Annotated in this window: 17 protein-coding genes and 1 tRNA gene; 11 read left to right on the top strand and 7 right to left on the bottom strand. The window is 67.8% G+C overall.

The features are described from left to right. The first annotated feature begins 57 nt into the window (after window positions 1-57). The 8 genes from MARPU_RS05350 (at window position 58) to MARPU_RS05385 (ending at window position 10,134) form a co-directional block, all read left to right on the top strand. A complete protein-coding gene (locus MARPU_RS05350) occupies window positions 58-798 on the top strand; it encodes an XrtA-associated tyrosine autokinase (RefSeq protein ID WP_232229502.1) in 741 nt (246 codons plus the stop codon). A 30-nt stretch (window positions 799-828) separates the two neighbouring features. After that, the gene (locus MARPU_RS05355; RefSeq protein WP_005220563.1) at window positions 829-2,274 is read left to right on the top strand and encodes a TIGR03016 family PEP-CTERM system-associated outer membrane protein; all 1,446 of its coding nucleotides are present in this window, start codon (window positions 829-831) and stop codon (window positions 2,272-2,274) included. 92 nt (window positions 2,275-2,366) lie between these two features. Beyond that, window positions 2,367-3,224: an XrtA system polysaccharide deacetylase gene (locus tag MARPU_RS05360; protein ID WP_005220564.1), complete on the top strand. Its 858-nt coding sequence runs from the start codon at window positions 2,367-2,369 to the stop codon at window positions 3,222-3,224. Continuing rightward, on the top strand, window positions 3,221-4,300 hold the full coding sequence (locus MARPU_RS05365; RefSeq protein ID WP_005220566.1) for a FemAB family XrtA/PEP-CTERM system-associated protein: 1,080 nt from the start codon (window positions 3,221-3,223) through the stop codon (window positions 4,298-4,300). Before MARPU_RS05360 ends, MARPU_RS05365 begins: the two co-directional genes overlap by 4 nt. Before the next feature lie 15 nt (window positions 4,301-4,315). Beyond that, complete coding sequence (locus tag MARPU_RS05370) at window positions 4,316-5,518, top strand: TIGR03087 family PEP-CTERM/XrtA system glycosyltransferase (RefSeq protein WP_005220568.1); 1,203 nt, start codon at window positions 4,316-4,318, stop codon at window positions 5,516-5,518. Next, a complete protein-coding gene (gene xrtA / locus MARPU_RS05375; RefSeq protein ID WP_005220569.1) occupies window positions 5,515-7,074 on the top strand; it encodes an exosortase A in 1,560 nt (519 codons plus the stop codon). Before MARPU_RS05370 ends, xrtA begins: the two co-directional genes overlap by 4 nt. Beyond that, window positions 7,061-8,221, top strand: a complete 1,161-nt coding sequence (locus tag MARPU_RS05380; protein WP_005220570.1) for a TIGR03088 family PEP-CTERM/XrtA system glycosyltransferase — start codon at window positions 7,061-7,063, stop codon at window positions 8,219-8,221. The genes xrtA and MARPU_RS05380 overlap by 14 nt, the downstream gene beginning before the upstream one ends. Window positions 8,222-8,232: 11 nt before the next feature. Continuing rightward, the gene (locus MARPU_RS05385; protein ID WP_005220572.1) at window positions 8,233-10,134 is read left to right on the top strand and encodes an XrtA/PEP-CTERM system amidotransferase; all 1,902 of its coding nucleotides are present in this window, start codon (window positions 8,233-8,235) and stop codon (window positions 10,132-10,134) included. A 50-nt stretch (window positions 10,135-10,184) separates the two neighbouring features. Here the strand turns inward: MARPU_RS05385 and MARPU_RS05390 are convergent. The 5 genes from MARPU_RS05390 to soxX all read right to left on the bottom strand — a co-directional run bounded on the left by MARPU_RS05390 (window position 10,185) and on the right by soxX (window position 12,859). Next, window positions 10,185-10,269 (bottom strand) — tRNA-Leu (locus MARPU_RS05390). Window positions 10,270-10,334: 65 nt separating this feature from the next. Beyond that, window positions 10,335-11,006: a rhodanese-like domain-containing protein gene (locus tag MARPU_RS05395; RefSeq protein ID WP_005220574.1), complete on the bottom strand. Its 672-nt coding sequence runs from the start codon at window positions 11,004-11,006 to the stop codon at window positions 10,335-10,337. Between the two features lie 15 nt (window positions 11,007-11,021). Next, entirely contained in the window at window positions 11,022-11,567 is a 546-nt protein-coding gene (locus tag MARPU_RS05400; RefSeq protein ID WP_005220576.1) for a hypothetical protein, read from the bottom strand. A gap of 31 nt (window positions 11,568-11,598) precedes the next feature. Continuing rightward, a complete protein-coding gene (gene soxA, locus MARPU_RS05405; protein WP_005220578.1) occupies window positions 11,599-12,438 on the bottom strand; it encodes a sulfur oxidation c-type cytochrome SoxA in 840 nt (279 codons plus the stop codon). Between the two features lie 40 nt (window positions 12,439-12,478). Next, entirely contained in the window at window positions 12,479-12,859 is a 381-nt protein-coding gene (soxX, locus tag MARPU_RS05410; RefSeq protein WP_005220580.1) for a sulfur oxidation c-type cytochrome SoxX, read from the bottom strand. A 338-nt stretch (window positions 12,860-13,197) separates the two neighbouring features. Between soxX and soxB the strand changes: the two genes are divergently transcribed. Further along, complete coding sequence (gene soxB, locus MARPU_RS05415) at window positions 13,198-14,979, top strand: thiosulfohydrolase SoxB (protein ID WP_005220582.1); 1,782 nt, start codon at window positions 13,198-13,200, stop codon at window positions 14,977-14,979. Continuing rightward, window positions 14,979-16,487 carry a diguanylate cyclase domain-containing protein gene (locus MARPU_RS16535; RefSeq protein WP_156929232.1) on the top strand — a complete coding sequence of 503 codons (1,509 nt, stop codon included), beginning with the start codon at window positions 14,979-14,981 and terminating at the stop codon, window positions 16,485-16,487. Before soxB ends, MARPU_RS16535 begins: the two co-directional genes overlap by 1 nt. Before the next feature lie 3 nt (window positions 16,488-16,490). Here the strand turns inward: MARPU_RS16535 and MARPU_RS05425 are convergent, their stop codons facing one another. Then, the gene (locus MARPU_RS05425) at window positions 16,491-17,507 is read right to left on the bottom strand and encodes a dihydroorotate dehydrogenase-like protein (RefSeq protein ID WP_005220586.1); all 1,017 of its coding nucleotides are present in this window, start codon (window positions 17,505-17,507) and stop codon (window positions 16,491-16,493) included. Between the two features lie 33 nt (window positions 17,508-17,540). Then, window positions 17,541-21,140 (bottom strand): pyruvate:ferredoxin (flavodoxin) oxidoreductase, encoded by a 3,600-nt coding sequence (gene nifJ, locus MARPU_RS05430; RefSeq protein WP_005220587.1) that lies wholly within the window; start codon window positions 21,138-21,140, stop codon window positions 17,541-17,543. Between the two features lie 212 nt (window positions 21,141-21,352). On the opposite strand from nifJ, the gene rimI reads away from it, so the two are divergent. Beyond that, complete coding sequence (rimI, locus tag MARPU_RS05435) at window positions 21,353-21,847, top strand: ribosomal protein S18-alanine N-acetyltransferase (protein WP_005220589.1); 495 nt, start codon at window positions 21,353-21,355, stop codon at window positions 21,845-21,847. Window positions 21,848-21,890: the final 43 nt, after the last annotated feature.

A 21,890-nucleotide genomic window follows, 5' to 3' on the forward strand; every position in this document is an offset into this window, starting at 1 on the left:
ATCACCGACCCGGGGCGGGTTCAGCACCTGGCGCTCGAGCGTCTGCGTGCCCAGGGCTTGCTGACCCCGGATGCCAAGCGCTCGCAGCTGGCCGAGGAGTACCGGCTGATCAAGCGTCCGCTGTTGATGAATGTCGACAAGAAGGGCGCCGACATCGTCGACAACGCCAATATGATCATGGTCACCAGCGCCCTGCCGGGCGAGGGCAAGACCTTCTCGGCGATCAACCTGGCGATGAGCATCGCCATGGAGCGCGATCGCACGGTGCTGCTGGTCGATGGTGACGTGGCCAAGCCGACTGCGGCCAAACGCCTGGGGATCGAGGCCGAGCTGGGACTGACTGACCTGCTCGATGGCAGTTGCGATTCCGTAGCCGACGTGCTCGTGCACACCGATGTGGCCAACATGCGCATCCTGCCGGCTGGACGTCGTCATGAGCGTGCTACCGAACTGTTGGCCAGTGAACGGATGAGCATGGTCATGGCCGAACTCTCGACCCGTTACAGTGATCGCGTGGTGATCTTCGACTCACCGCCACTGCTGCTGGCCAGCGAGAGTGCGGTACTGGCCGAGATGATGGGGCAGGTGATCATGGTGGTGGCCGCCGAGCAGACTGGTCAGCATGCGGTCAACGAGGGGTTGGCGCGACTCGGCGAGGACAAGATCATCGGATTGTTGCTCAACAAGTACCGCCCCGGGCTCGGCAATCGTTACGGCAGCGGTTACCGTTATGGTTACGGATACGGCTATGGACAAGCACCAACGGCGGACGAATCGGCTGCCCAACCCGGCGTTTGATCCGGGGCTGTGCTGTCGGGGGGAGAAGTCATGCTGAAGTTCGCGCGACATCGTCATCTGGTGTCGTTGTGTCTGTGTGCGACCGCGCCCCTGATCTGGGGGACCGGATGGAGCGCCGATTGGCGACTGTCGCGTCAGCTCAGCGTCAACGGGGTCTATACCGATAACCTCTCGCTTTCCGAAGAAGATCAGGGTAGCGACTTCTATGTCGAGCTGACCCCGGGGTTCGTGGTCTCCGGCAAGGGGGGCCGTGCCGAGTTCGATCTCGCCTATTCGTTGCAATACCTCAACTATCTCAGTTCGGACAATGGTGATCAGGCCAACCATCGCCTGCAGGGCAATGGTCGGGTCGAACTGTTCAGGGAGCGGCTGTTCGTCGATGCCAAGACAACCGCACGCCAGGAGCTGATTGACCCCCTTGGTCCGACCAGTGGCGATGCCACCAACCTCTCCGGCAACCTCCAGACCAGTTATACCTACGAGATCTCGCCCACTTATTACGAACGTTTTGGTCGTCGCGCGGAGCTGACCGCGCGTGTCTCCAACAACGGAGTCTTCTACTCCGACGAGGGTAGCGACAGCATCGGCTACGATGGCTCGATCGAGCTGCGCAGTGGTCCGGCCTTCGGCACCACCAACTGGGCTCTGCTGGTCTCCTCCGAGCATGTCGATTACCAGGACGACGAAGTCCCCTCGGACACCTATTCCGACGCCAGTTTTCTGCTCGGCAATCAGCTCTCGCGGCGCTGGCGTCTCGACGGCACCCTGCTCTACGAGGACAACGATTACACCTCGCGTGATGGTACCAGTGGGGCTGGCTGGGAGCTGTCGACCACCTGGACGCCGACGCCGCGGACCTCGCTTCGGGTTGGTATCGGCCATCGTTATTTCGGTATGACGCCGGTACTCGACTTCTCCCATCGCAGCAAGCGCTCGGTGTGGCGCGCAAGCTATGTCCGCGATGTCTCCAGTGCCCGGGGTGATCGTATCGGCTCGCAGGTCTTCGCGTTCGAGGACGCCTTCGGCGATCCAACCGTTCCCGAGGTGACTGCGCCTTTCGAGGTCGGCGACGATACCGCGGCGCCGACTACCGGGACCTATGTCAGCAACACTTTCGAAAGCAGCTATACCCTGCAGACCCGACGCAGTACCCTCGGAGCGTCGCTCGGCTATGTGCTGCGTGAGTACGAGGCTACCGCGGAGGATCAGTCGACGATGCGCGCCCGGCTGTTCTGGAGTCGACAGCTCTCTGGTCTGACCCGCTCCAACCTCACCCTCGGCTGGAGCCGGAGCGAACTCGACCAGACCAGCGTGACCGATGGCAGTGACGAGCGCGACGAATACACCCTCGATGCCGGGCTGAGCCGGCGCGTCGGCACCAATACCCGGGTTGCATTGCAATATCGGCTGAGCAGCTCCGATGACGTGACCGAGAACCGCGTGACCTTGGGCCTGGTCACCAGCTGGTCGGACTGAACGTGCTGGATGCCGTCCCGTCCCCATCCCTTCGCATGCGTCCGGCGCCGGAGCGGCGTCCGGGGCCGTGCTCCGCCGCGAGTCCGTCACCCATGCTGAACGCCATGACCATCGACGTGGAGGACTACTTCCAGGTCTCCGCTTTCGAGCGCCACATCGCCCGCGACGACTGGGACCGGATCCCCTGCCGGATCGAGCGCAACATGGATCGAATCCTCGAACTGCTCGAACGTCACGCCATCCGCGCGACCTTCTTCACCCTCGGTTGGATCGCCGAGCGCCATCCCCGGGTAGTGCATGAGCTGGTCGCCGCCGGGCACGAGCTGGCCTGTCATGGGTTGGCCCATGTACGCGTCACCCAGCAGACACCGGCGTCCTTCCGCGAGGATGTGCGTCGCAGCAAGGCGCTGCTCGAGGACATCGGCGGGGTCGAGGTCCGTGGCTATCGCGCGGCGAGCTACTCGATCGATCGCGACAACCAGCGCTGGGCGCACGAGACGCTGTACGACTGCGGTTACCGCTACAGCTCCAGCGTCTACCCGGTGCGTCACGACCTCTACGGCATCCCCGAGGCGCCGCGCTTCGCCTACCGGCCGCTCGCCGGGGTCGAGGACTTCGTCGAGATCCCGATCACCACCAGCACGCTCTTCGGGCGCCGCCTGCCCAGTGGCGGTGGCGGTTTCTTCAGGCTCTACCCCTACGCGCTCTCGCGCCAGGCAATCCGGCGGATCAACCGTCGCGAGGGTACTGCCGCAATCTTCTACTTCCATCCCTGGGAGATCGATCCCGATCAGCCCCGTGTCGACGGTATCCCGCCGCGTACCCGGGTGCGTCACTATCTCAACCTGGCACGCACCGAGGCGCGGCTCGAGCGCCTGTTCCAGGATTTTCACTGGGGACGCATGGACCAGGTCTTTCTCGAACCGCAAGGAGTGTCTGTTCGCCGATGATGGACTCGCCATCGACCGCCCCCGCCGAGCCGGACGCGTCAACCGCCGCAATCCGTCTCGCCCGACTCGAGACGGACGCCGATCTCGCCCGCTGGGACGCCTTCGTCGACCGTCACCCTGAGGCGACCTTCTTCCACCGCGCCGGCTGGAAGCAGGTGCTCGAGCAGGGCCTCGGTCATCGCGCCCCCTTCCTGTACGCCGAGCGTGACGGCGAGCTGTGCGGCATCCTGCCGCTCGGCGAGATCCGCAGCCTGCTGTTCGGGCGCGCGCTGATCTCCACCCCCTTCTGTGTCTACGGCGGCGCGGTCGCCGACGACCCGGAGGTCCGTGGGCTGCTCGAGACCGAGGCCTGTCGGCTTGCCGAGACCGCCGGGGTGGGGCACCTGGAGCTGCGCGAGCGCGAGCCGCATCACCCGGACTGGCCGGGCAAGGCGCTCTATGCCACCTTCCGTCGAGCGATCGATCCCGACCCCGAGCGCAACCTGCAGCAGATCCCGCGCAAGCAGCGGGCGATGGTGCGCAAGGGGATCAAGGCAGGGCTGTCGAGCCGCTTCGACGACGGCGTCGACGCCCTCTATCGGGTCTACAGCGAGAGCGTGCGCAACCTCGGCACCCCGGTGTTCCCGCGTCGTTACTTCCGTGTGCTCAAGCAGGTCTTCGGTGATGACTGCGAGGTGCTGTTGGTCGAGCATCAGGGCGCGCTGGTCTCCGGGGTGATGAGCTTTCGTTTCCGCGACGAGGTGCTGCCCTACTATGGCGGCGGCACCCAGGCGGCGCGCGCGCTCAAGGCCAACGACTTCATGTACTGGGAGGTGATGCGCCGGGCCTGCGTCGAGGGCGTGCGTACCTTCGACTTTGGGCGCAGCAAGCGTGGCACCGGCGCCTTCGACTTCAAGCGCAACTGGGGCTTCGAGCCCGAGCCGCTGCACTATGCCTATCGGCTGGTACGCGCCAATGAGCTTCCAGACGTCAACCCGCTCAACCCCAAGTACCGGCTCTTCATCGCGGCCTGGAAGCGGTTGCCGCTGCCGCTGAGCCAGCTCATCGGCCCGTTGCTGGCCAGGAATCTCGGCTGAGGACCGCGCCCGGACATGGATGATCTGCTGTTTCTGGTCCACCGTATCCCCTATCCGCCGAACAAGGGCGACAAGATCCGTTCCTACCACCTGCTGCGCTTCCTCAGCGAGCGCTATCGGGTTCATCTGGCGACCTTCATCGACCAGCCCGAGGACCGCGTCCATCGCGCGCGTGTCGCCGAGTATTGCGCGAGCAGCTGGTTCGGCACCCTCGATCCGCGCCGCGACAAGCTCCTGAGCCTGCGCGGGCTGCTCGGCGGCGAGCCGCTGACCCTCACCTATTACCGCGATCGCGCGCTGCGGCGCTGGCTGCGCGAGACCCGCGCGCGCCATGCCATCGGTCGCGTGCTCGCCTTCTCCTCGTCGATGGGGCAGTACCTGTTCGATCCGGCCTGCGCCGATCTGCGCCGAGTGATCGATCTGGTCGATGTCGACTCGGAGAAATGGCGCCAGTACGCCGCCGAGAGTCCGCCGCCGATGCGCTGGGTCTATGCCCGCGAGGCGCGGCGACTGGGCGCGTTCGAGCGTCGCTTGGCTACCGCCTGCGACGCCTCGACGCTGGTCTCCGAGGCCGAGGCCGCGCTCTTCCGTGAACGGCTCGATGACGCCTCGGCGCGGGTCGAGGTGGTCGGCAATGGTGTCGACACCGCGCACTTCGCCGTGGCTCCCGGGACGCCATCGCCCTATCCGGACGCAGCCCCCAGGCTGGTCTTCACCGGCGCCATGGACTACTGGGCCAATGCCCAGGGCGCGGCCTGGTTCGCCGAGCAGGTGCTGCCGCGGATCCGCGCACGTCGGGCCGATGCCGAGTTCTGGGTGGTGGGGATGAATCCGACCCGTGCGGTGCGCCAGCTCGGGCGGCTGTCCGGCGTGGTGGTCACCGGCGCGGTGCCCGACGTGCGACCCTATCTGCAACATGCCGCCGCGGCGGTGGTGCCACTGCACATCGCCCGCGGTATCCAGAACAAGGTGCTCGAGGCGATGGCGATGGCGCGTCCGGTCATCGCCACCCCGCAGGCGCTGGAGGGGATCCCGGCGGCCCCGGGGCGCGAGGCCCGGGTGGCCGAGGCAGTCGAGCCCTTCGCCGCTGCGTGTCTCGCCGTGCTGGCGACGCCCGATGACCCGATGGGCGCGCAGGGGCGGGCGCTGGTCGAGCGTCATTTCGCCTGGGAGGCGACCCTGCCCAGGCTGGTCGAGCTGTTGGAGGGTGGATCATGAGTCGAGTCGACGGGTTGTCCCGACCGCTCTCGCCGCGGGCGCGGCTGATCTGGCTCGCGCTGCTGCTGCTCGTGCTGCTCGCCGCCTTCTGGCCGACGGTTGCCGGGATGGTCGAGATCTGGACGCGTTCGGAGACCTTCACCCACGGCTTCCTGGTGCTGCCGGCGGTGTTGTTCATGATCTGGCGCGAGCGCGCCGGGTTGCGCGGGGTGGTGCTGCGCGGGGAGCCGCTGGCGCTGCTGGCGATCGCCGCCGGGGGGCTGGTGTGGCTGCTGGCGCGGCTCACTGAGGTGGCGGTGATCGAGCAGCTGGCGCTGGTCGGGCTGAGCTGGGCGCTGGTCGGGCTGATGCTCGGCCGGGCGATGCTGTGGCGTCTGGCCTTTCCGCTCGCCTTCCTGCTGTTTGCGGTGCCCATGGGCGAGGGGCTGATCTACCCGCTGATGGAGTTCACCGCCGCCTTCACCGTCAATCTGCTGCGCCTGACTGGCATCCCGGTGTTCTGGGACGGCACCTTCTTCAGCATCCCCAGTGGTGACTGGTCGGTGGTTGAGGGCTGCAGCGGGGTGCGTTATCTGATCGCCTCGCTCTTCCTCGGGGTGATCTACGCCTATCTCAGCTATCGCTCGCCCTGGCGCCGGCTCGCCTTCATCGTCCTGGCGGCAGTGGTGCCGCTGCTCGCCAACGGGCTGCGCGCCTATCTGATCGTGATCATCGCCCACCTCAGCGACATGCGCCTGGCCGTCGGCGTCGATCACCTGATCTACGGCTGGGTGTTCTTCGGGCTGGTGATGTTCGTGCTCTTCCTCATCGGCGGGCTGTGGCGCGAGCCGCCGCGCGCCGAGCCGGAGATGCCGACGGTGTCCTCCGCCGCCGGTCGACGGTCCGCGCGGCGGCGTGGCGGACATGCGCTGCCCGCGCTCGGGCTGGCGCTGCTGCTCGCTTGGCCGGCGCTCGCCGCCGACCTGGAGCGCCCGCGCGAGACCCAGCCGCTCGCGCTCGCGCCGCTCGCGGCCCCCGCCGGCTGGACGACGGGCGCGGCCTTCACCGAGTGGCGCCCGACCTATCTCGGCGCGAGCACCACCCTGGAGCAGGTCTTCGTCCGCGATGCCGAGCCCGTCGGGTTCTATCTCGCCGCTTATGTCGGCGAGGGCGGCGAGCTGGTCAACTCGCAGAACGTGCTGGTCGCGCAGAAGCACCCGAGGTGGAAGATGCCGCAGCAGGCGCCGCGTCGCGAGGACCTGGCCGGTGGCTCGCTGGGGCTGATCGAGTCGCGGGTACGGACCCCCGAGCAGACCCTGCTGGTGTGGCACTGGTACTGGATCGACGGCGCGCATCTCGCCAACGACTACCTGGCCAAGCTTCATGAGGCGCTGGCGTTGCTCCAGGGGCGCGGGCGTCACGAGGCCGGGGTGGTGATCTACACCCCGCTCGGGCTCGATCCGCAGGCCGCGCGCGCGCGGTTGCGTGCCCTGGCCGAGTCGTTGCGCCCCGCGCTCGACGCCCTGCTCGATGCCCCCAGTCGTCCTGCCGCCGGAGTCCATGATGGCCGAGAATAATCCGCCGCTGATCGTCCATGTCATCCACCGGCTCGCCGTCGGCGGGTTGGAGAACGGACTGGTCAACCTGATCAACCGCACCCCGGAGGGGCGCTATCGTCATGCGATCCTCGCCCTTGAGGGCGTGGATCCTGACTTCCGCGCGCGCATCGAGCGACCGGTCGAGGTCCACGACCTCGCCAAGCGCCCGGGGCAGGACCTCGGGCTCTATCTGCGGATGTGGCGCGCGCTGCGGCGGCTGCGCCCGGCGATCGTCCATACCCGTAACCTCGCCACCCTGGAGATGCAGCTTCCGGCGCGATTGGCCGGGGTGGCGCACCGCGTCCACGGCGAGCACGGGCGTGATGTCCACGACCTCGACAACACCCGCCGCCGGTATCGCTGGCTGCGCCGTGCCTTCCGTCCGCTGGTCGACGCCTACATCCCGCTCTCGCGCGAGCTGGCCGACTATCTGCGCGTGGATATCGGGGTCGCGCCCGAACGCATCCACACCATCCGCAACGGGGTCGACGAGCAGCGTTTCCGCCCCGCGCGGCCCGACGAGGAGGCGCGCGGGGTCCTGCCCGCGGGCTTCGCCGGACCGGATGACCTCGTCATCGGTACCGTCGGGCGGCTCGAGCTGGTGAAGGATCAGGCCACCCTGGTGCGCGCCTTCATCGCCCTGGTGCGTGAGGATCCGGCGCGCGGCGCGCGGTTGCGATTGGTGCTGATCGGCGACGGCTCGCAGCGCACCCGGCTCGGCGCCCTGGTCGATGCCGCCGGGCTCGGCGCCCAGGTGTGGTTTGCCGGCAGTCGCGACGATGTGCCGGCCTGTCTGCGCGCGCTCGATTTGTTCGTGCTGCCCTCGCTCGGCGAGGGCATCTCCAACACCATCCTCGAGGCGATGGCCTCGGGGCTGGCGGTGGTGGCGACCGAGGTCGGTGGCAACGGCGAGCTGGTGGTAGCCGGGGAGACCGGCGCCCTGGTGCCGCGCGACGACACCCAGGCTCTTGCCGCCGCGCTGCGGGGCTATCTCGCCGACTCGGCGCTGGCGCGTACCCAGGGCGCGGCGGCGCGCTCACGGATCGAGGCCGAGTTCGGACTCGGCACCATGGTCGCGCGTTATCTCGAGGTCTATGACGGGCTCCTCGCGGGGCCGGGGGAGTAAGGCAGTCCATCATGTGCGGAATCGCAGGCATCTTCGACACCCGTGGTCCGGGGCCGATCGACCCCGAGCTGCTCGGACGGATGAACGAGGCGCAGCATCATCGCGGCCCGGATGACGGCGGGGTCCACATCGAGCCCGGGGTGGGGCTGGCGCACCGACGTCTGTCGATCATCGACCTCTCCGGCGGGCACCAGCCGCTGTTCAACGAGGACGAGACCGTCGCCGTGGTGTTCAACGGCGAGATCTACAACTTCCAGGAGCTGGCCGCCGAGCTGCGCGCCGCCGGGCACCGCTTCCGCACCCACAGCGATACCGAGGTGATCGTCCACGCCTGGGAGGCCTGGGGCGAGGCCTGTGTCGAGCGCTTTCGCGGCATGTTCGCCTTCGCCATCTGGGATCGCGGGCGCGAGACCCTGTTCCTCGCCCGTGACCGGCTCGGCATCAAGCCGCTGCACTACGCACTGCTCGACGACGGCCGGCTGCTGTTCGGCTCCGAGCTGAAGTCGCTGCTGGTCGATCCGACGCTGCCGCGCGCGCTCGACCCCCAGGCGATCGAGGAGTACTTCGGCTTCGGCTATATCCCCGATCCCCGCACCATCTTCGGCGCGGTGCGCAAGCTCGAGCCCGGCCATACCCTGACCCTGCGCCGGGGCCGCACGGCGCCGCCGCAGCCGCGCCGCTACTGGGACCTGGACTTCGCCGACAACGGCGTGCGCGATCTCGACAGCGCGGGGGGGGAACTCATCGAGCGGCTGCGCGAGGCGGTACGCATCCGTCTGATCTCCGAGGTGCCGCTTGGTGCCTTCCTCTCCGGCGGGGTCGACTCCAGCGCGGTGGTGGCGATGATGGCCGGGCTCTCCGAGCAACCGGTCAACACCTGTTCGATCTCCTTCGGCGATCCGCGCTACAACGAGTCGCGCTATGCCGAGCAGGTGGCCGGGCGCTTCGCCACCCGACATCTGGTCGAATCGGTCGATCCCGACGATTTCGCCCTGCTCGAACGGCTCTCGGCGCTCTACGACGAGCCCTATGCCGACAGCTCGGCGCTGCCGACCTATCGCGTCTGCGAGCTGGCGCGCAAGCGCGTGACCGTCTGTCTCTCCGGCGACGGTGGCGACGAGAGCCTCGCCGGCTATCGCCGCTATCGCTGGCATCTCTACGAGGAACGGCTGCGCCGGTTGTTGCCGCAGGGGATGCGCGGGCCGCTGTTCGGGCTGCTCGGGCGGGTCTATCCCAAGGCCGACTGGGCGCCTAAGGTGCTGCGCGCCAAGTCGACCTTCCAGGCGCTGGCGCGCGACTCGCTCGAGGGCTATTTCGAGAGCGTCTCGATCCTCGGTGACGGGCTGCGTCAGTCGTTGTTCTCGGCCGATTTCAGGCGCGAGCTACAGGGTTATCGTGCCGTCGAGGTGCTGCGTCGTCACGCCGAGCGCGCCCCCGACCACCCGCTCTCGCGGGTGCAGTATCTCGACCTCAAGACCTATCTCCCCGGTGACATCCTCACCAAGGTCGATCGCGCCAGCATGGCCCACGGGCTGGAGGTGCGGGTGCCGATCCTCGACCACCAGCTGCTCGAGTGGAGCGCCGGGCTCGCCCCCGGCCTCAAGCTCTCCGGGCGCGAGGGCAAGTATGTGTTCAAGCGCGCGCTCGAGCGCCATCTCGACCCGGAGATCCTCTATCGTCCGAAGATGGGCTTTGCGGTGCCGCTCTCGGCCTGGTTCCGGGGGCCGCTGCGCGAGCAGGTGCGCGAGACCCTGCTCGGCGACCGGCTCGCCGACACCGGATTGTTCGACAGCAAGCAGCTTGCCTGGATCGTCGACCAGCATCAGTCGGGGATGCGCGAGTTCAGTCCGGCGATCTGGAGCCTGTTCATGTTCGCCGCATTCCACCGTCGGGTGATCGATGGCGAGGGCTGAGAAGGGTCCCGATCGGTCAGTGCCGAGGGATGCGGGGAGAAGGATGAGGGTGGTGCGCAGGGGGGGACTTGAACCCCCACGGATTGCTCCACTGGAACCTAAATCCAGCGCGTCTACCAATTTCGCCACCCGCGCAGTCCACCTATTCTATACCGATTCTGCGTAAGGTTAAATGCCCGCCCCTGGCGTGTCCCGAGCCCTCAGGGAGTGATCGTGGTCAGGCCGACACTCACCCAGTCCTGCACGCCGCCGCGATACCACTTGAGCTTGTGCAGCGGATAGCCGATCCCGACCAAATTCTTGATGTTGGCCGTCGATTGCGGGCACCAGATACCGTTGCAGAACAGCACCAGTGTCCTGGCTTCGCCGAAGTCCCAGCCGCCTCCGGCCAGTGGTTCGGCGGCGAACTCGTCGGCGAGCACATGGCGGAAGGTATCGGCCTCGGCGGGGGTCTCGAAGGTGCCGGCGCTGTCGCGACTGATAGTGTTCCAGGGAATGTTGACCGACCCCGGGATGGTGCCGCGCAACACCCAGTCCGGGGTGCGCGAGTCGACCACCAGGATGCTGTCATCGCCTTGCTCGATACGCTTGAGATAGTCGAGCAACTCCAGTTCGCCGATGGTCTCGACGCCGGGGACGGCGACCATGGGCTGGACGCAGAAGGGCGGACAGCCGCGATCTGTCTTCTGGAATTCCTCGGGCAGGGTCGCGTCGCGATCGTGGCCGCGGGCGATGATGACGGGCTCGCCCTGGTGGCTGATGGTGACCGACTCGATCTCTGGCGAGATCCGGTTTTCGGCGCCGTGCGCCGGGGTGATGGCGGCGAGCGTGACCGTCAACAGGGTTGCACTCAGGGTCGTGTTCAGGTGCATGGATGCCTCCTGGGCTCAAGGTTGGCGGATATAGTCGGGGAAGTCGGCGTCGCGCTCGCGCAGCGCCTGCGCGTGACCGAGTTCGCCTTGGCGGCGGGCGCGTTCGGCGAGCGCGATGGCGGCCTCGAAGTCACCGGTGCGAGCGAGTCCTTGCGCCTCGGCGATCATCTTGGCGGTGTCGCGCCACTCGCCGCCGACTGCGTCGGCGCGCGCCCGTGCGGCCTCGGCCGCGGCAATCGCCGCCTCGGCCGCGGCGGCGCCGGGCTCGGGCTCGTCGCGTTGCGCCTGTTCGTAGGCATGGGTGTCCTGGGCGATCGCCCGTTCTGCGAACTCCACCGCCTTGGTGTACTGGCGCGAGGGCAGCAGTTCCGCCGCGCGCTCGATCAAGGTCGCGGTCTCGGCGACCTCGACCCCGGCGTCGATAGCCCGTTCGTGGGCGGCGCGCGCTGCGGCGATCGCCGCCTCGGCCTCGCTGCGGTGGGTGGCCCAGGCGGGCGTGATTATCAGTGTGGTGAGCGCCAGGACCAAGACCAACCGGGCGCGGGTGCGGAATGGCGTCATGCCGTCATCTCCTCTGGTGCAGGGGCCGGGCTCATTTGCGCGCGCCCGGGCCGTTGAGCGGGAGGCCGTTGTTCATGTAGGTCATGAAGAACTCCAGGTTGCGGTATTCCTCGCCCTGGGCGGGGAAGGGTTTGGCGCGGACCTGTTTGTTGCAGCCGGTGAAGCGACGGTGCAGGGTGCCCATCTCACCCCATTTGGAGCGATAGACCGGGAAGTGGGTGGTATGGCCGTAGGCAGGACTGAGGATCTCGGTGCGCAGCGTGGTGCCCGAATTGCCCATGTGACAGTGGCTGCAGGCGAAGTTGAGTTGACCACGGCGGGCGAAATAGAACTGTCTGCCCTGCTCGTAGGCGGCCAGCGCGCGGGGGTCGTCCTCGGGGATCTCGACCGCGGTGACCTGACCGCGCGAGGCGAAGGCGATATAGGCGACCAGGTCGACGATCGGGCCCTTCTTGTACTTCAGCGGGGCCTCGTCGTTGGCCGCGCGACAGTCGTTGAGCGCCAACGGCAGGGTGATCACCATGCCGCGCTCTCGGTCCCAGTGGGGATAGCGCCCGGCGATCGCCGGCCCATCAGGGAAGCAGTCGGCATAGCCCTGGCCATTGGCGAAGGGGGTGTTCCACATCTCCTCGCCCTTGCTGAGGGCGGTTTCGTAGGGGGGGAACTCCTCGATCGCCTCCCAGTTCTCGCGTCCGATCGGGTCGAGTGCGTAGGCGCCGTTGATGAAGTCCTCGGTGTCGACGGTGGGGAAGCGGGTCTCGAAATACTGCTGGAAGACGGCGCGGTCTTCTTCGGGGCCGGCCGCGACCGGTCCGGTGAGCAGTGCGCCGACGAGCAGCGCGAGGGCGCGAGGGCTGAGCTTGGCTGTCATGTGGTCTGGCCTCCGGTGTTGGGCTGCGGGCGCTGGTCCTCTAGAGCGACCAAATGAACTCGACCACATCGGCGAATTCCTGCTCGGTGAGAATCTCGTGCTTGCCAAAAGGGGGCATCACCACGCCAGGGGTCTGGGTGGTGGGGTCCCAGATCTGTTCGGCGAGCGCGCGTTTGCTCGGGTAGCGGGTCTGCATGGCGATCAGTATCGGGCCGATGGCGCCCGGACTCTCGGCGCCGGCGATCACGTGGCAGGCGACACAGTTGCCCTTGGCGCGTGTGGTGGCGACGATGCGCCCGGCCTCGATGTCGCCCTCGAGCGCGAGGTCAGAGGGCATCTCGGCGTATGTCGGACCGGTGGCGAGCGTCAGGACGAGCGAAAGAGCGGTCAGCACCAGCCTGGGGTGCGGGGACGAGGTCATGCGGTGCCTCCTGGATCTCCGTTGGTGACGGTGGTGGTCTGGGGCGGCCAGGGGCGTGTTCGTCGGCGATCCGGTCGTGTGTCGGTGATGTCGCACGCACACCGTGGTAACGGTGTGCGTCGGGTCGAACGGTACCGGATGTCTTCTGTGGTTATTGTGTGCGCCGCCCCGTGCGCCGAAAGTGAAGGTGACGATTGGTGTTTTCAATCTCGTCGTGACACCTTCGATGTCGTCGTGAAGATCTCTTGCAATCGTGGTCGGAGCGCCGATGTCTTGAGGCTGGTGACCCGTGCGGGCCAGCACCGGGCCCGAGAGAACCCAGCAGGAGGACAGCCTCGATGACCCTGTCGCGACGTGACTTCGTGCGCTTGCTCGCCCTCGCCGGCGCCGCCGGCATGCTCCCGCTCAGTGCCCGCGCCGCGCGGCGCATCCCCGCCGATCCCTACGACCTGCCGGTCTTCGGCAATCTCCGTCTGCTTCACATCACCGATACCCATGCCCAGCTCAACCCGGTCTACTACCGCGAGCCCAACGTCAACCTCGGGCTGGGTGCGGCGCGTGGGCGAGCGCCGCACCTGGTCGGGCAGGCGCTGCTCGATCACTTCGGGATCGCACCGGGGGGGCTCGAGGCCCATGCGCTGACCTATCTCGACTATGCCGAGCAGGCCGAGCGTCTCGGCCGGGTCGGCGGCTTTGCCCAGCTGCGTACCCTGGTCGAGCGGCTGCGCGCCGAGCGCGGGCGCGAGGCCACCCTGCTGCTCGACGGCGGCGACACCTGGCAGGGCTCGGGGACGGCTTACTGGACCCGTGGGCGCGACATGGTCGGGGCCTGCAACCTGCTCGGCGTCGACGTGATGACCGGGCACTGGGAGTTCACTTATCGCGATGCCGAGGTGATCGACAACATCGCCGCCTTCGCCGGCGACTTCGTCGCGCAGAACGTCAAGGTGCGCGAGGAGGCGCTGTTCGACTATCGCTTCGAGGACTTCGCCGGCTTCGACGAGGACCTCGGGCTGGCCTTCGACCCCTATGTGATCCGCGAGGCCGGCGGGGTGCGGGTGGCGGTGATCGGCCAGGCCTTCCCCTATACCCCGATCGCCAACCCGAGCCGTTTCATCCCCGACTGGACCTTCGGCATCCAGGAGGGGCGGCTGCAGGAGATCGTCGATCGGGTGCGTGAGCGCGAGCGCCCGGCGCTGGTGGTGCTGCTCTCGCACAACGGCATGGACGTCGATCTCAAGCTCGCCTCGCGGGTGCGTGGCATCGATCTGATCCTCGGCGGTCACACCCACGACGGCGTGCCGGCGCCGCAGGTGGTCGACAACCCGGGCGGGCGCACCCTGGTGACCAACGCCGGCTCCAACGGCAAGTTCCTCGGGGTGATGGACCTCGACGTCGGCCCCGGGGGACTGCGCGACTTCCGCTATCGGCTGCTGCCGGTGTTCTCTGACCTGATCGCGCCGGATCCCGAGATGACCGACTATATCGCTGGGGTGCGCGCGCCCTATCGCCAGCGCCTCGAGGAGCCGCTGGCGGTGGCCGGACAGACGCTGTATCGTCGGGGTAACTTCAACGGCACCTTCGACCAGCTCATCTGCGACGCGCTGCGCACGGTCAAGGACGCCGAGATCGCCCTCTCGCCCGGGTTCCGCTGGGGCACGACGCTGCTGCCGGGGCAGACCATCACCATGGAACACGTGCTCGATCAGACCTGCATCACCTACCCCGAGACCTACCGGCGCGAGATGACCGGCGCCGAGCTCAAGGCCATTCTCGAGGACGTCTGCGACAACCTCTTCAACCCCGATCCCTATGTCCAGCAAGGCGGTGACATGGTGCGTAGTGGCGGGCTCGACTATGTCTGCGAGCCGGGCGCGGCGATCGGCTCGCGGATCCGGTCGCTGCGCCTCGCCGACGGCACCCCCGTCGAGGCCGACAGGCGCTATGTAGTGGCCGGTTGGGCGAGCGTCGGCGCCCCGGCTGAGGGTGAGCCGATCTGGGAGACGGTGGCGACCTATCTGCGCGATCGCGAGCGGATCGACATCGCCCGGCTCGAGACCCCGCGTCTCGAGGGTGTCGCGGACAACCCGGGTATCGCCGATTATGCTGGAGACGCTTAGTGCTTGATGGTGGAGGGCGCGTCGTGGTGTGGCGCGTGGCGGGTGCGGTGATGGCCGTGGGTTGGAGCGGTGCGGCCAGCGCCGAGCCGGTGGCGGGGTTGATCGAGCCGGCGTGGCTGATCGGACCGTTGTTGCTGCTGGTGGTGACCTTCTTGATCTGGAATCGGCGACTGCGTCGCGAGGTCGTGCAGCGGCGTGCCGCCGAGCAGGCGTTGCGGCGCTATCGCCAGGTGGTCTCGGCGACCCAGGACTCGATCTCGCTGATCGACCGCAATGCCGTCTATCTGCTGGTCAACGAGTCCTATCTGCGCATCTTCGAGCGGCGCTATGACGAGATCGTCGGCCATTCGGCCCGCGAGCTGCTCGGCGACGAGGCCTTCGAGCGCGTGGTGGCGCCTCGGCTGACGCGCTGTCTGGCCGGTGAGACGGTCAACTATCAGGCCTGGTTCGATCTCCCCGGCACAGGGCGCTGTTATCTCGACGTGCTCTATGCCCCTTATCGCGATCAGGGTGTGGAGATCGACGGTGTGCTGGTCAGCGTGCGCGATATCACCGAGCGACGCCGGGCCGAGGAGGCCCGACAGCTTGCCGCCAACGTCTTTACCCATGCCCGTGAGGGTATCGTCATCACCGATCCGCGGGGCGACATCGTCGACCTCAATGCCGCCTTTCTCGAGATCACCGGGCAGTCGCGTGAGACGCTGCTCGGCAGCCGGGCGGCAGTATTGAGCCGTGCCACGGGGACAGACCAGATATTCTCCACCACCGAAGGTGATGTCTGGACCGCCCTGGACGAGCAGGGGCACTGGGAGGGCGAACTCAGTGGACAGCGGCGAGGTGGCGGCGAGACCTATGTGGCCATGGTCACCGTCACCACGATGCGTGACGATGACGGCAAGGTTCAGCACTATGTCGTGCTCTATCACGATATCACCGCGCTCAAGCTGCAACAGCGTCGGCTCGAGCAGGCGGCGCACTACGACGGACTCACCGGGTTGCCCAATCGGGTGCTGCTGTTCGATCGACTCGAACAGGCGATGAGCCAGGTGCAGCGACGCGGTGGAGCCCTGGCGGTGGTCTATTTCGATCTCGACGGTTTCAAGGCGGTCAACGACGGTCTCGGACACGAGGCCGGAGACCACCTGCTCGCCGGGCTTGCCACGCGGATGCGCGGAGTGTTGCGCGAGGGCGATACCATTGCCCGGCTCGGTGGCGACGAGTTCGTCGCCGTGTTACTCGATCCGGGCGGGGTCGCCGAACTCGCACCGCTGCTCGATCGTCTGCTCGAGGCGCTCTCGCGACCCATGCCGATCGCCGGCCATCTGGCCCAGGTCTCGGCCAGTCTCGGCGTCAGCTGCTTCGATCAAGGCGATACCACCACCTCGGACCTGTTGCTGCGCCGCGCCGATCAGGCGATGTATCAGGCCAAGCTTGCCGGCAAGGGGCGCTATCGTTTCTTCACTCCGGGGGTCGACGACGCCCCGCGCCGCCATTCGCTCGCCGGCTGAGGCTCACAGCCTGACCCCGGGCGAGGCGCTGTAGCTGTCGAGCACGTTGACGTAGTTGGCGCGCTCGAACTCCGCCGGATTGGGCACGGCCAGGGCGCTGACCCGGCCACGGAAGTCCTCCACCGACTCGAACCCCTGCTCCTCCATCCACTGCTCGACCCCGCCGATCACCTCGCCGAGATAGGCCGGGCCGTGGGCGAGCAGCGCGCTGCACAGGTGTACCACGTCGGCACCGGCGAGCAGCAGCTTGATCGCGTCCGCGGCGGTATGCACGCCGCCGGTGGCGCCCAGCGACAGCCCCTCGATGCGACCGTGGAGCAGGGCGATCCAGCGCATCGCCAGCAACGCCTCGGCGGAGGTCGAGGGGTGCAGGCTCGGCTGCAGGCGCAGGGTGTCGATATTGATGTCGGGCTGATAGAAGCGGTTGAACAGCGCCACACCGTTGGCGCCGGCGGCGGCGAGCTGGACGATCAGATGGCCGAGCGAGCTGAAGCTCGGTGAGAGCTTCATGTTGATGGGGATGGCGACATGGGCGCGCAGGTTGCGCAGCAGATCGAGATAGCGCGCCTCGACCGTGGCGCCGTCCTGACCCAGGTCGCCGGCGACGTAGTAGACGTTGAGTTCCAGGGCATCGGCCCCGGCACGCTCGATCTCGCCGGCGTGGGCGATCCAGCCGCCGGGGGTGACGCCGTTGAGGCTGGCGATGACGGGGATGTCGAGCGCCGCCTTGAGTCGGCCGATGTGCGCCAAGTACTGCTCGAGCGGGCTGTCGAAGTCGTGATAGTCGGGCAGGAAGCCGTCATCGGCCTCGGCGAAGCCGATCTCCTGGTGGTGGAGGAAGCGCACCATGGCCTCGGACTCGGCGCTGACCGCCTCCTCGAACAGCGACCAGAGGATGATCGCCGAGGCGCCGTGGTCCTCGAGCGCGCGCGCCTGGTCGAGACTGCGTGAGAGCGGCGAGGCGGAGGGGACGAAGGGGTTGCTGAGGTCGAGCCCCAGATACGTGGTCGCTAGATCCATGATCGGCTCCGTGTTCGGTCCGGGACGGTGTGTTCAGTGGTTGTGCTCGTCGGCATCGGCCGGTGGCGCCTTCTGCAGCGCGATCTGCGCGAGCTGCTCGTAGAGGCTGAAGCGTGTCTGCACATGACGCTGCGCCTGCTGCAGGTACTGCTCGGCGGCCTCGGGGTGGATGCGCTCGAGCACGCTGAAGCGGGTCTCGGTGGCGATGAAGTCGCGATAGGGCAGGCTCGGCGGCTTGCTGTCGATGTGCAGCGGGTGTTCGCCGGCGGCGGCGCGGCGCGGGTCGTAGCGCAGCAGCGACCAGTGTCCCGAGTTGACCGCCATGTCCTGCTGGCGCAGGTTGTTGGAGAGATCGACGCCGTGGGCGATGCAGGGCGCGTAGCAGATGATCACCGAGGGGCCGGGGTAGGACTCGGCCTCGAGGAAGGCGCGCACCGTCTGCACGTCCTTGGCGCCGAAGGCGACCTGGGCGACATAGACGTTCTCGTAGGCCATCGCCATCAGCGCCAGGTCCTTCTTGAAGGTCGGTTTGCCGCCGGCGGAGAACTTGGCCACGGCGCCGAGCGGGGTGGCCTTGGAGGTCTGACCGCCGGTGTTGGAATAGACCTCGGTGTCGAGGATCAGCAGATTGACGTCGCGCCCGCTGGCAAGCACGTGATCGACACCGCCGTAGCCGATGTCGTAGGCCCAGCCGTCGCCGCCGACGATCCACACGCTGCGCTTGACCAGCTGATCGCACAGCCCCTCGAGCAGTCGCGCCTCGGGCGCGTCGATGCCGCTGAGCGCCAGGCGCAGCCGCTCGATGCGTGCGCGCTGGGCGTGGATGCCAGTCTCGTCGGACTGCTCGGCCTCGAGGATCTCGCGTGCCAGACCCACGCCGATGCTGTCGGCGAGCCGACCGAGCTGCTCGCGCGCCTGATCGCGCTGCTTGTCGATCGCCAGGCGCATGCCCAGGCCGAACTCGGCGTTGTCCTCGAACAGCGAGTTGTTCCAGGTCGGCCCGCGGCCCTCGGGGTCGGTGGTGTAGGGCGTGGTCGGCAGGTTGCCGCCGTAGATCGAGGAGCAGCCGGTAGCGTTGGCGATCAGCATGCGGTCGCCGAAGAGCTGGGTGGCGAGCTTGACGTAGGGCGTCTCGCCGCAGCCGACGCAGGCCCCGGAGAACTCGAACAGCGGCTGCATCAGCATCGCGTGCTTGATCTTGGTCGGTTCGAGCTGGGTGCGGTCGTACTCGGGGAGATCGAGGAAGAAGTCCCAGTGTGTCTGCTCGGCGGCATGGATCTCGCCGGCCTCGACCAGGTTGAGCGCCTTGCGGCTCGGGTCCTTGCGGTCGCGGATCGGGCAGACCTCGACACAGAGCCCGCAGCCGGTGCAGTCGTCGGGGGCGATCTGGTAGCTGATGCGGTGTCCGGCGGGGAAGTCGCGCCCCTTGACCGAGGCGCTGAGAAAGCCCGCGGGCGCGCTCGCCAGCGTCTCCTCGGGATAGACCTTGGCGCGGATCGCCGCGTGCGGGCAGACCAGCGGGCACTTGCCGCACTGGGTGCACAGCTCGGGCTCCCACAGCGGCAGTTGCAGCGCGATGTTGCGCTTCTCGAAGCGGGTGGTGCCGGTCGGCCAGGTGCCGTCGGCGGGGATCAGGCTCACCGGCAGCCGGTCGCCGAGTCCGGCGATCAGCGGTGCGGTGACCTGGCGGACGAACTCGGGGGCATCGGCCGGGACCACCGGCTGGCGCTCGAAGTCGCTGCTCGGCGCTGCCGGCACACTGACCTGGTGCAGCCCGGCGAGCGCGGCGTCGATCGCGCGATAGTTGCGATCGAGCAGGCGCTGGCCCTTGCGTCCGTAGGTCTTGCGCACCGCCTCCTTGATGTGGGTGATGGCCTCGTCGCGGGGCAGCACCCCGGAGATGGCGAAGAAGCAGGTCTGCATGATGGTGTTGATGCGCCGTCCCATGCCGGTCGCGGCGGCGATCCCGTAGGCGTCGACGACATAGAAGGCGAGCCCCTTGTCGATCATCTGTTGCTGCATCGACCGTGGCAGGCTGTCCCACGCTTGATCGGGCGAGGCGGCGCTGTTGAGCAGGAAGGTCGCCCCGGGGGCGGCGAGCGCGAGCATGTCGTAGCGCTCGAGGAAGGTTGGTTGGTGACAGGCGACGAACTGCGCCTCGTCGTTACCGATCAGATAGGTGCTGGAGATCGGTCGCGGGCCGAAGCGCAGATGGCTGATGGTGACCGCCCCGGCCTTCTTGGAATCGTATTGGAAATAGCCCTGGCCGTGGTTGGGCGTCTCCTCGCTGATGATCTTGATCGAGTTCTTGTTGGCCGAGACGGTGCCGTCCGAGCCGAGTCCGTAGAAGACGCAGGCGGTCACGCCGGCACTGGCGTCGGGGCGGAAGGCGGGATCCCAGTCGAGGCTGGTGTGGCCGACGTCGTCGATGATGCCGACGGTGAAGGGGCAGCGCGGCTGTTCGGCGGCGAGCTCGTCGAGCACCGCCTTGGCCATCGCCGGGGTGAACTCCTTGGAGGACAGCCCGAAGCGCCCGCCGATCACCCGTGGCATCGTCGCGCGCGCGCCGCTGGCATGGGCCTGGGCGAGGGCGGTGACCACGTCCTTGTAGAGCGGCTCGCCGTCGGCGCCTGGCTCCTTGGTGCGATCGAGCACCGCGATCCGTGCGACGCTGGCGGGCAGGGCGGCGAGCAGCGCCTTGGGCGCGAAGGGACGGAACAGCCGCACCTTGACCAGCCCGACCCGCTCGCCGCGCGCGACCAGGTGCTCGATGGCCTCCTCGGCCGCCCCGATTCCCGAGCCCATCAGTACCAACACGCGTTCGGCGTCGGGTGCGCCGACATAGTCGAAGGGCTGGTAGTGACGGCCGGTGTGTCCGGCGAAGCGGGTCATCACCCGAGCGACGATCTCTGCGGTGGCCTCATAGTAGGGATTGACCGACTCGCGCCCCTGGAAATAGACGTCGGGGTTCTGCGAGGTGCCGCGGATCACCGGTCGGTCGGGGTTGAGGGCGCGCGTGCGGCAGGCCCGCACCTGCTCCTCGTTGATCATCGCGCGGACCGTCTCCTGTGGGATGCGCGCGATCTTGTTGACCTCGTGCGAGGTGCGGAAGCCGTCGAAGACGTGCAGGAAGGGCACCCGGCTCTCCAGGGTCGCGGCCTGGGCGATCAGCGCAAAGTCCATCACCTCCTGCACCGAGGCCGCGCACAGCATCGCGAAGCCGGTGCCGCGGCAGGCCATGACGTCACCGTGATCGCCGAAGATCGACAGCGCCTGGGCGGCCAGCGAGCGTGCCGAGACATGGATCACCGTCGGGGTCAGCTCGCCGGCGATCTTGTACATGTTGGGGATCATCAGCAGCAACCCCTGCGAAGCGGTGAAGGTGGTCGAAAGCGACCCCGCCTGCAGCGCCCCGTGGACCGCGCCGGCGGCGCCGGCCTCGCTCTGCATCTCGACCACGTCGGGGACCGTGCCCCACAGATTGGCGACCCCCAGCGAGGACCACTCGTCCGACCACTCACCCATCGGCGAGGCTGGTGTGATCGGGTAGATGGCGATGACCTCGTTGGTCATGTGGGCGATGTAGGCCGCGGCTTCGTTGCCGTCGAGTGAGACCATTTCTGTGTGCGACATCGATCTGTCCCGGGTTGCGAGGTGGCTGGAGCGGGGGCGCGGCGATTGCTCGTGACCCCTGGTCCGGAGGCTGTCCCGACCGCTGGGGCGCGAGCTGGTCTGCCATCCGGCGTCCGGCGCGTCGCCCGGATCAACTATAGTCGCTATCCGTGAATGCTTTTGATCGCCGGGCAAGCGGCGATCGACCGACGGGGATGATGTCAGGAACCCTGATGAATGCAGCGATCGAACAGGCGGGGTTGGCCCTGCGCGAGATGCGCGAGGCCGACCTCGCGACGGTGATGATGGTGGAGCGGGCGGCCTATCCCCACCCCTGGAGCGAGGGGGTGATGCGCGACTGTCTGCGCGCCGGCTATGACTGCCGGGTGGGCGAATTCGACGGCAGGCCGGTGGCCCATGCGGTGGTCTCGGTGGCGGTTGGCGAGTGTCACGTGCTCAACATCACCGTGCACCCCGACTGCCAGCGGCGCGGCTTCGGTCGCGCCCTGCTGCGCGCGCTGGTCGAGCGCGCCCGCGCCAAGGGGGCGCAGACCGCCTTTCTCGAGGTGCGCGCCTCCAACACCGCCGCACGCGCGCTTTATGAGGCCGAGGGCTTCTGCGAGATCGGCCGACGCCGCGGCTACTACCCCGCCGCCAACGGCCGCGAGGACGCCCTGGTGCTGGCGCGGGAACTCGGTGGGATGCATGGCGCATTGGCCGGGGATTGAACCGCAAAGACACAAAGCGCGCGAAGGCGTTGCAGGGGAGGGA

This window comes from Marichromatium purpuratum 984 (assembly GCF_000224005.2).
Lineage (GTDB): Bacteria > Pseudomonadota > Gammaproteobacteria > Chromatiales > Chromatiaceae > Marichromatium > Marichromatium purpuratum.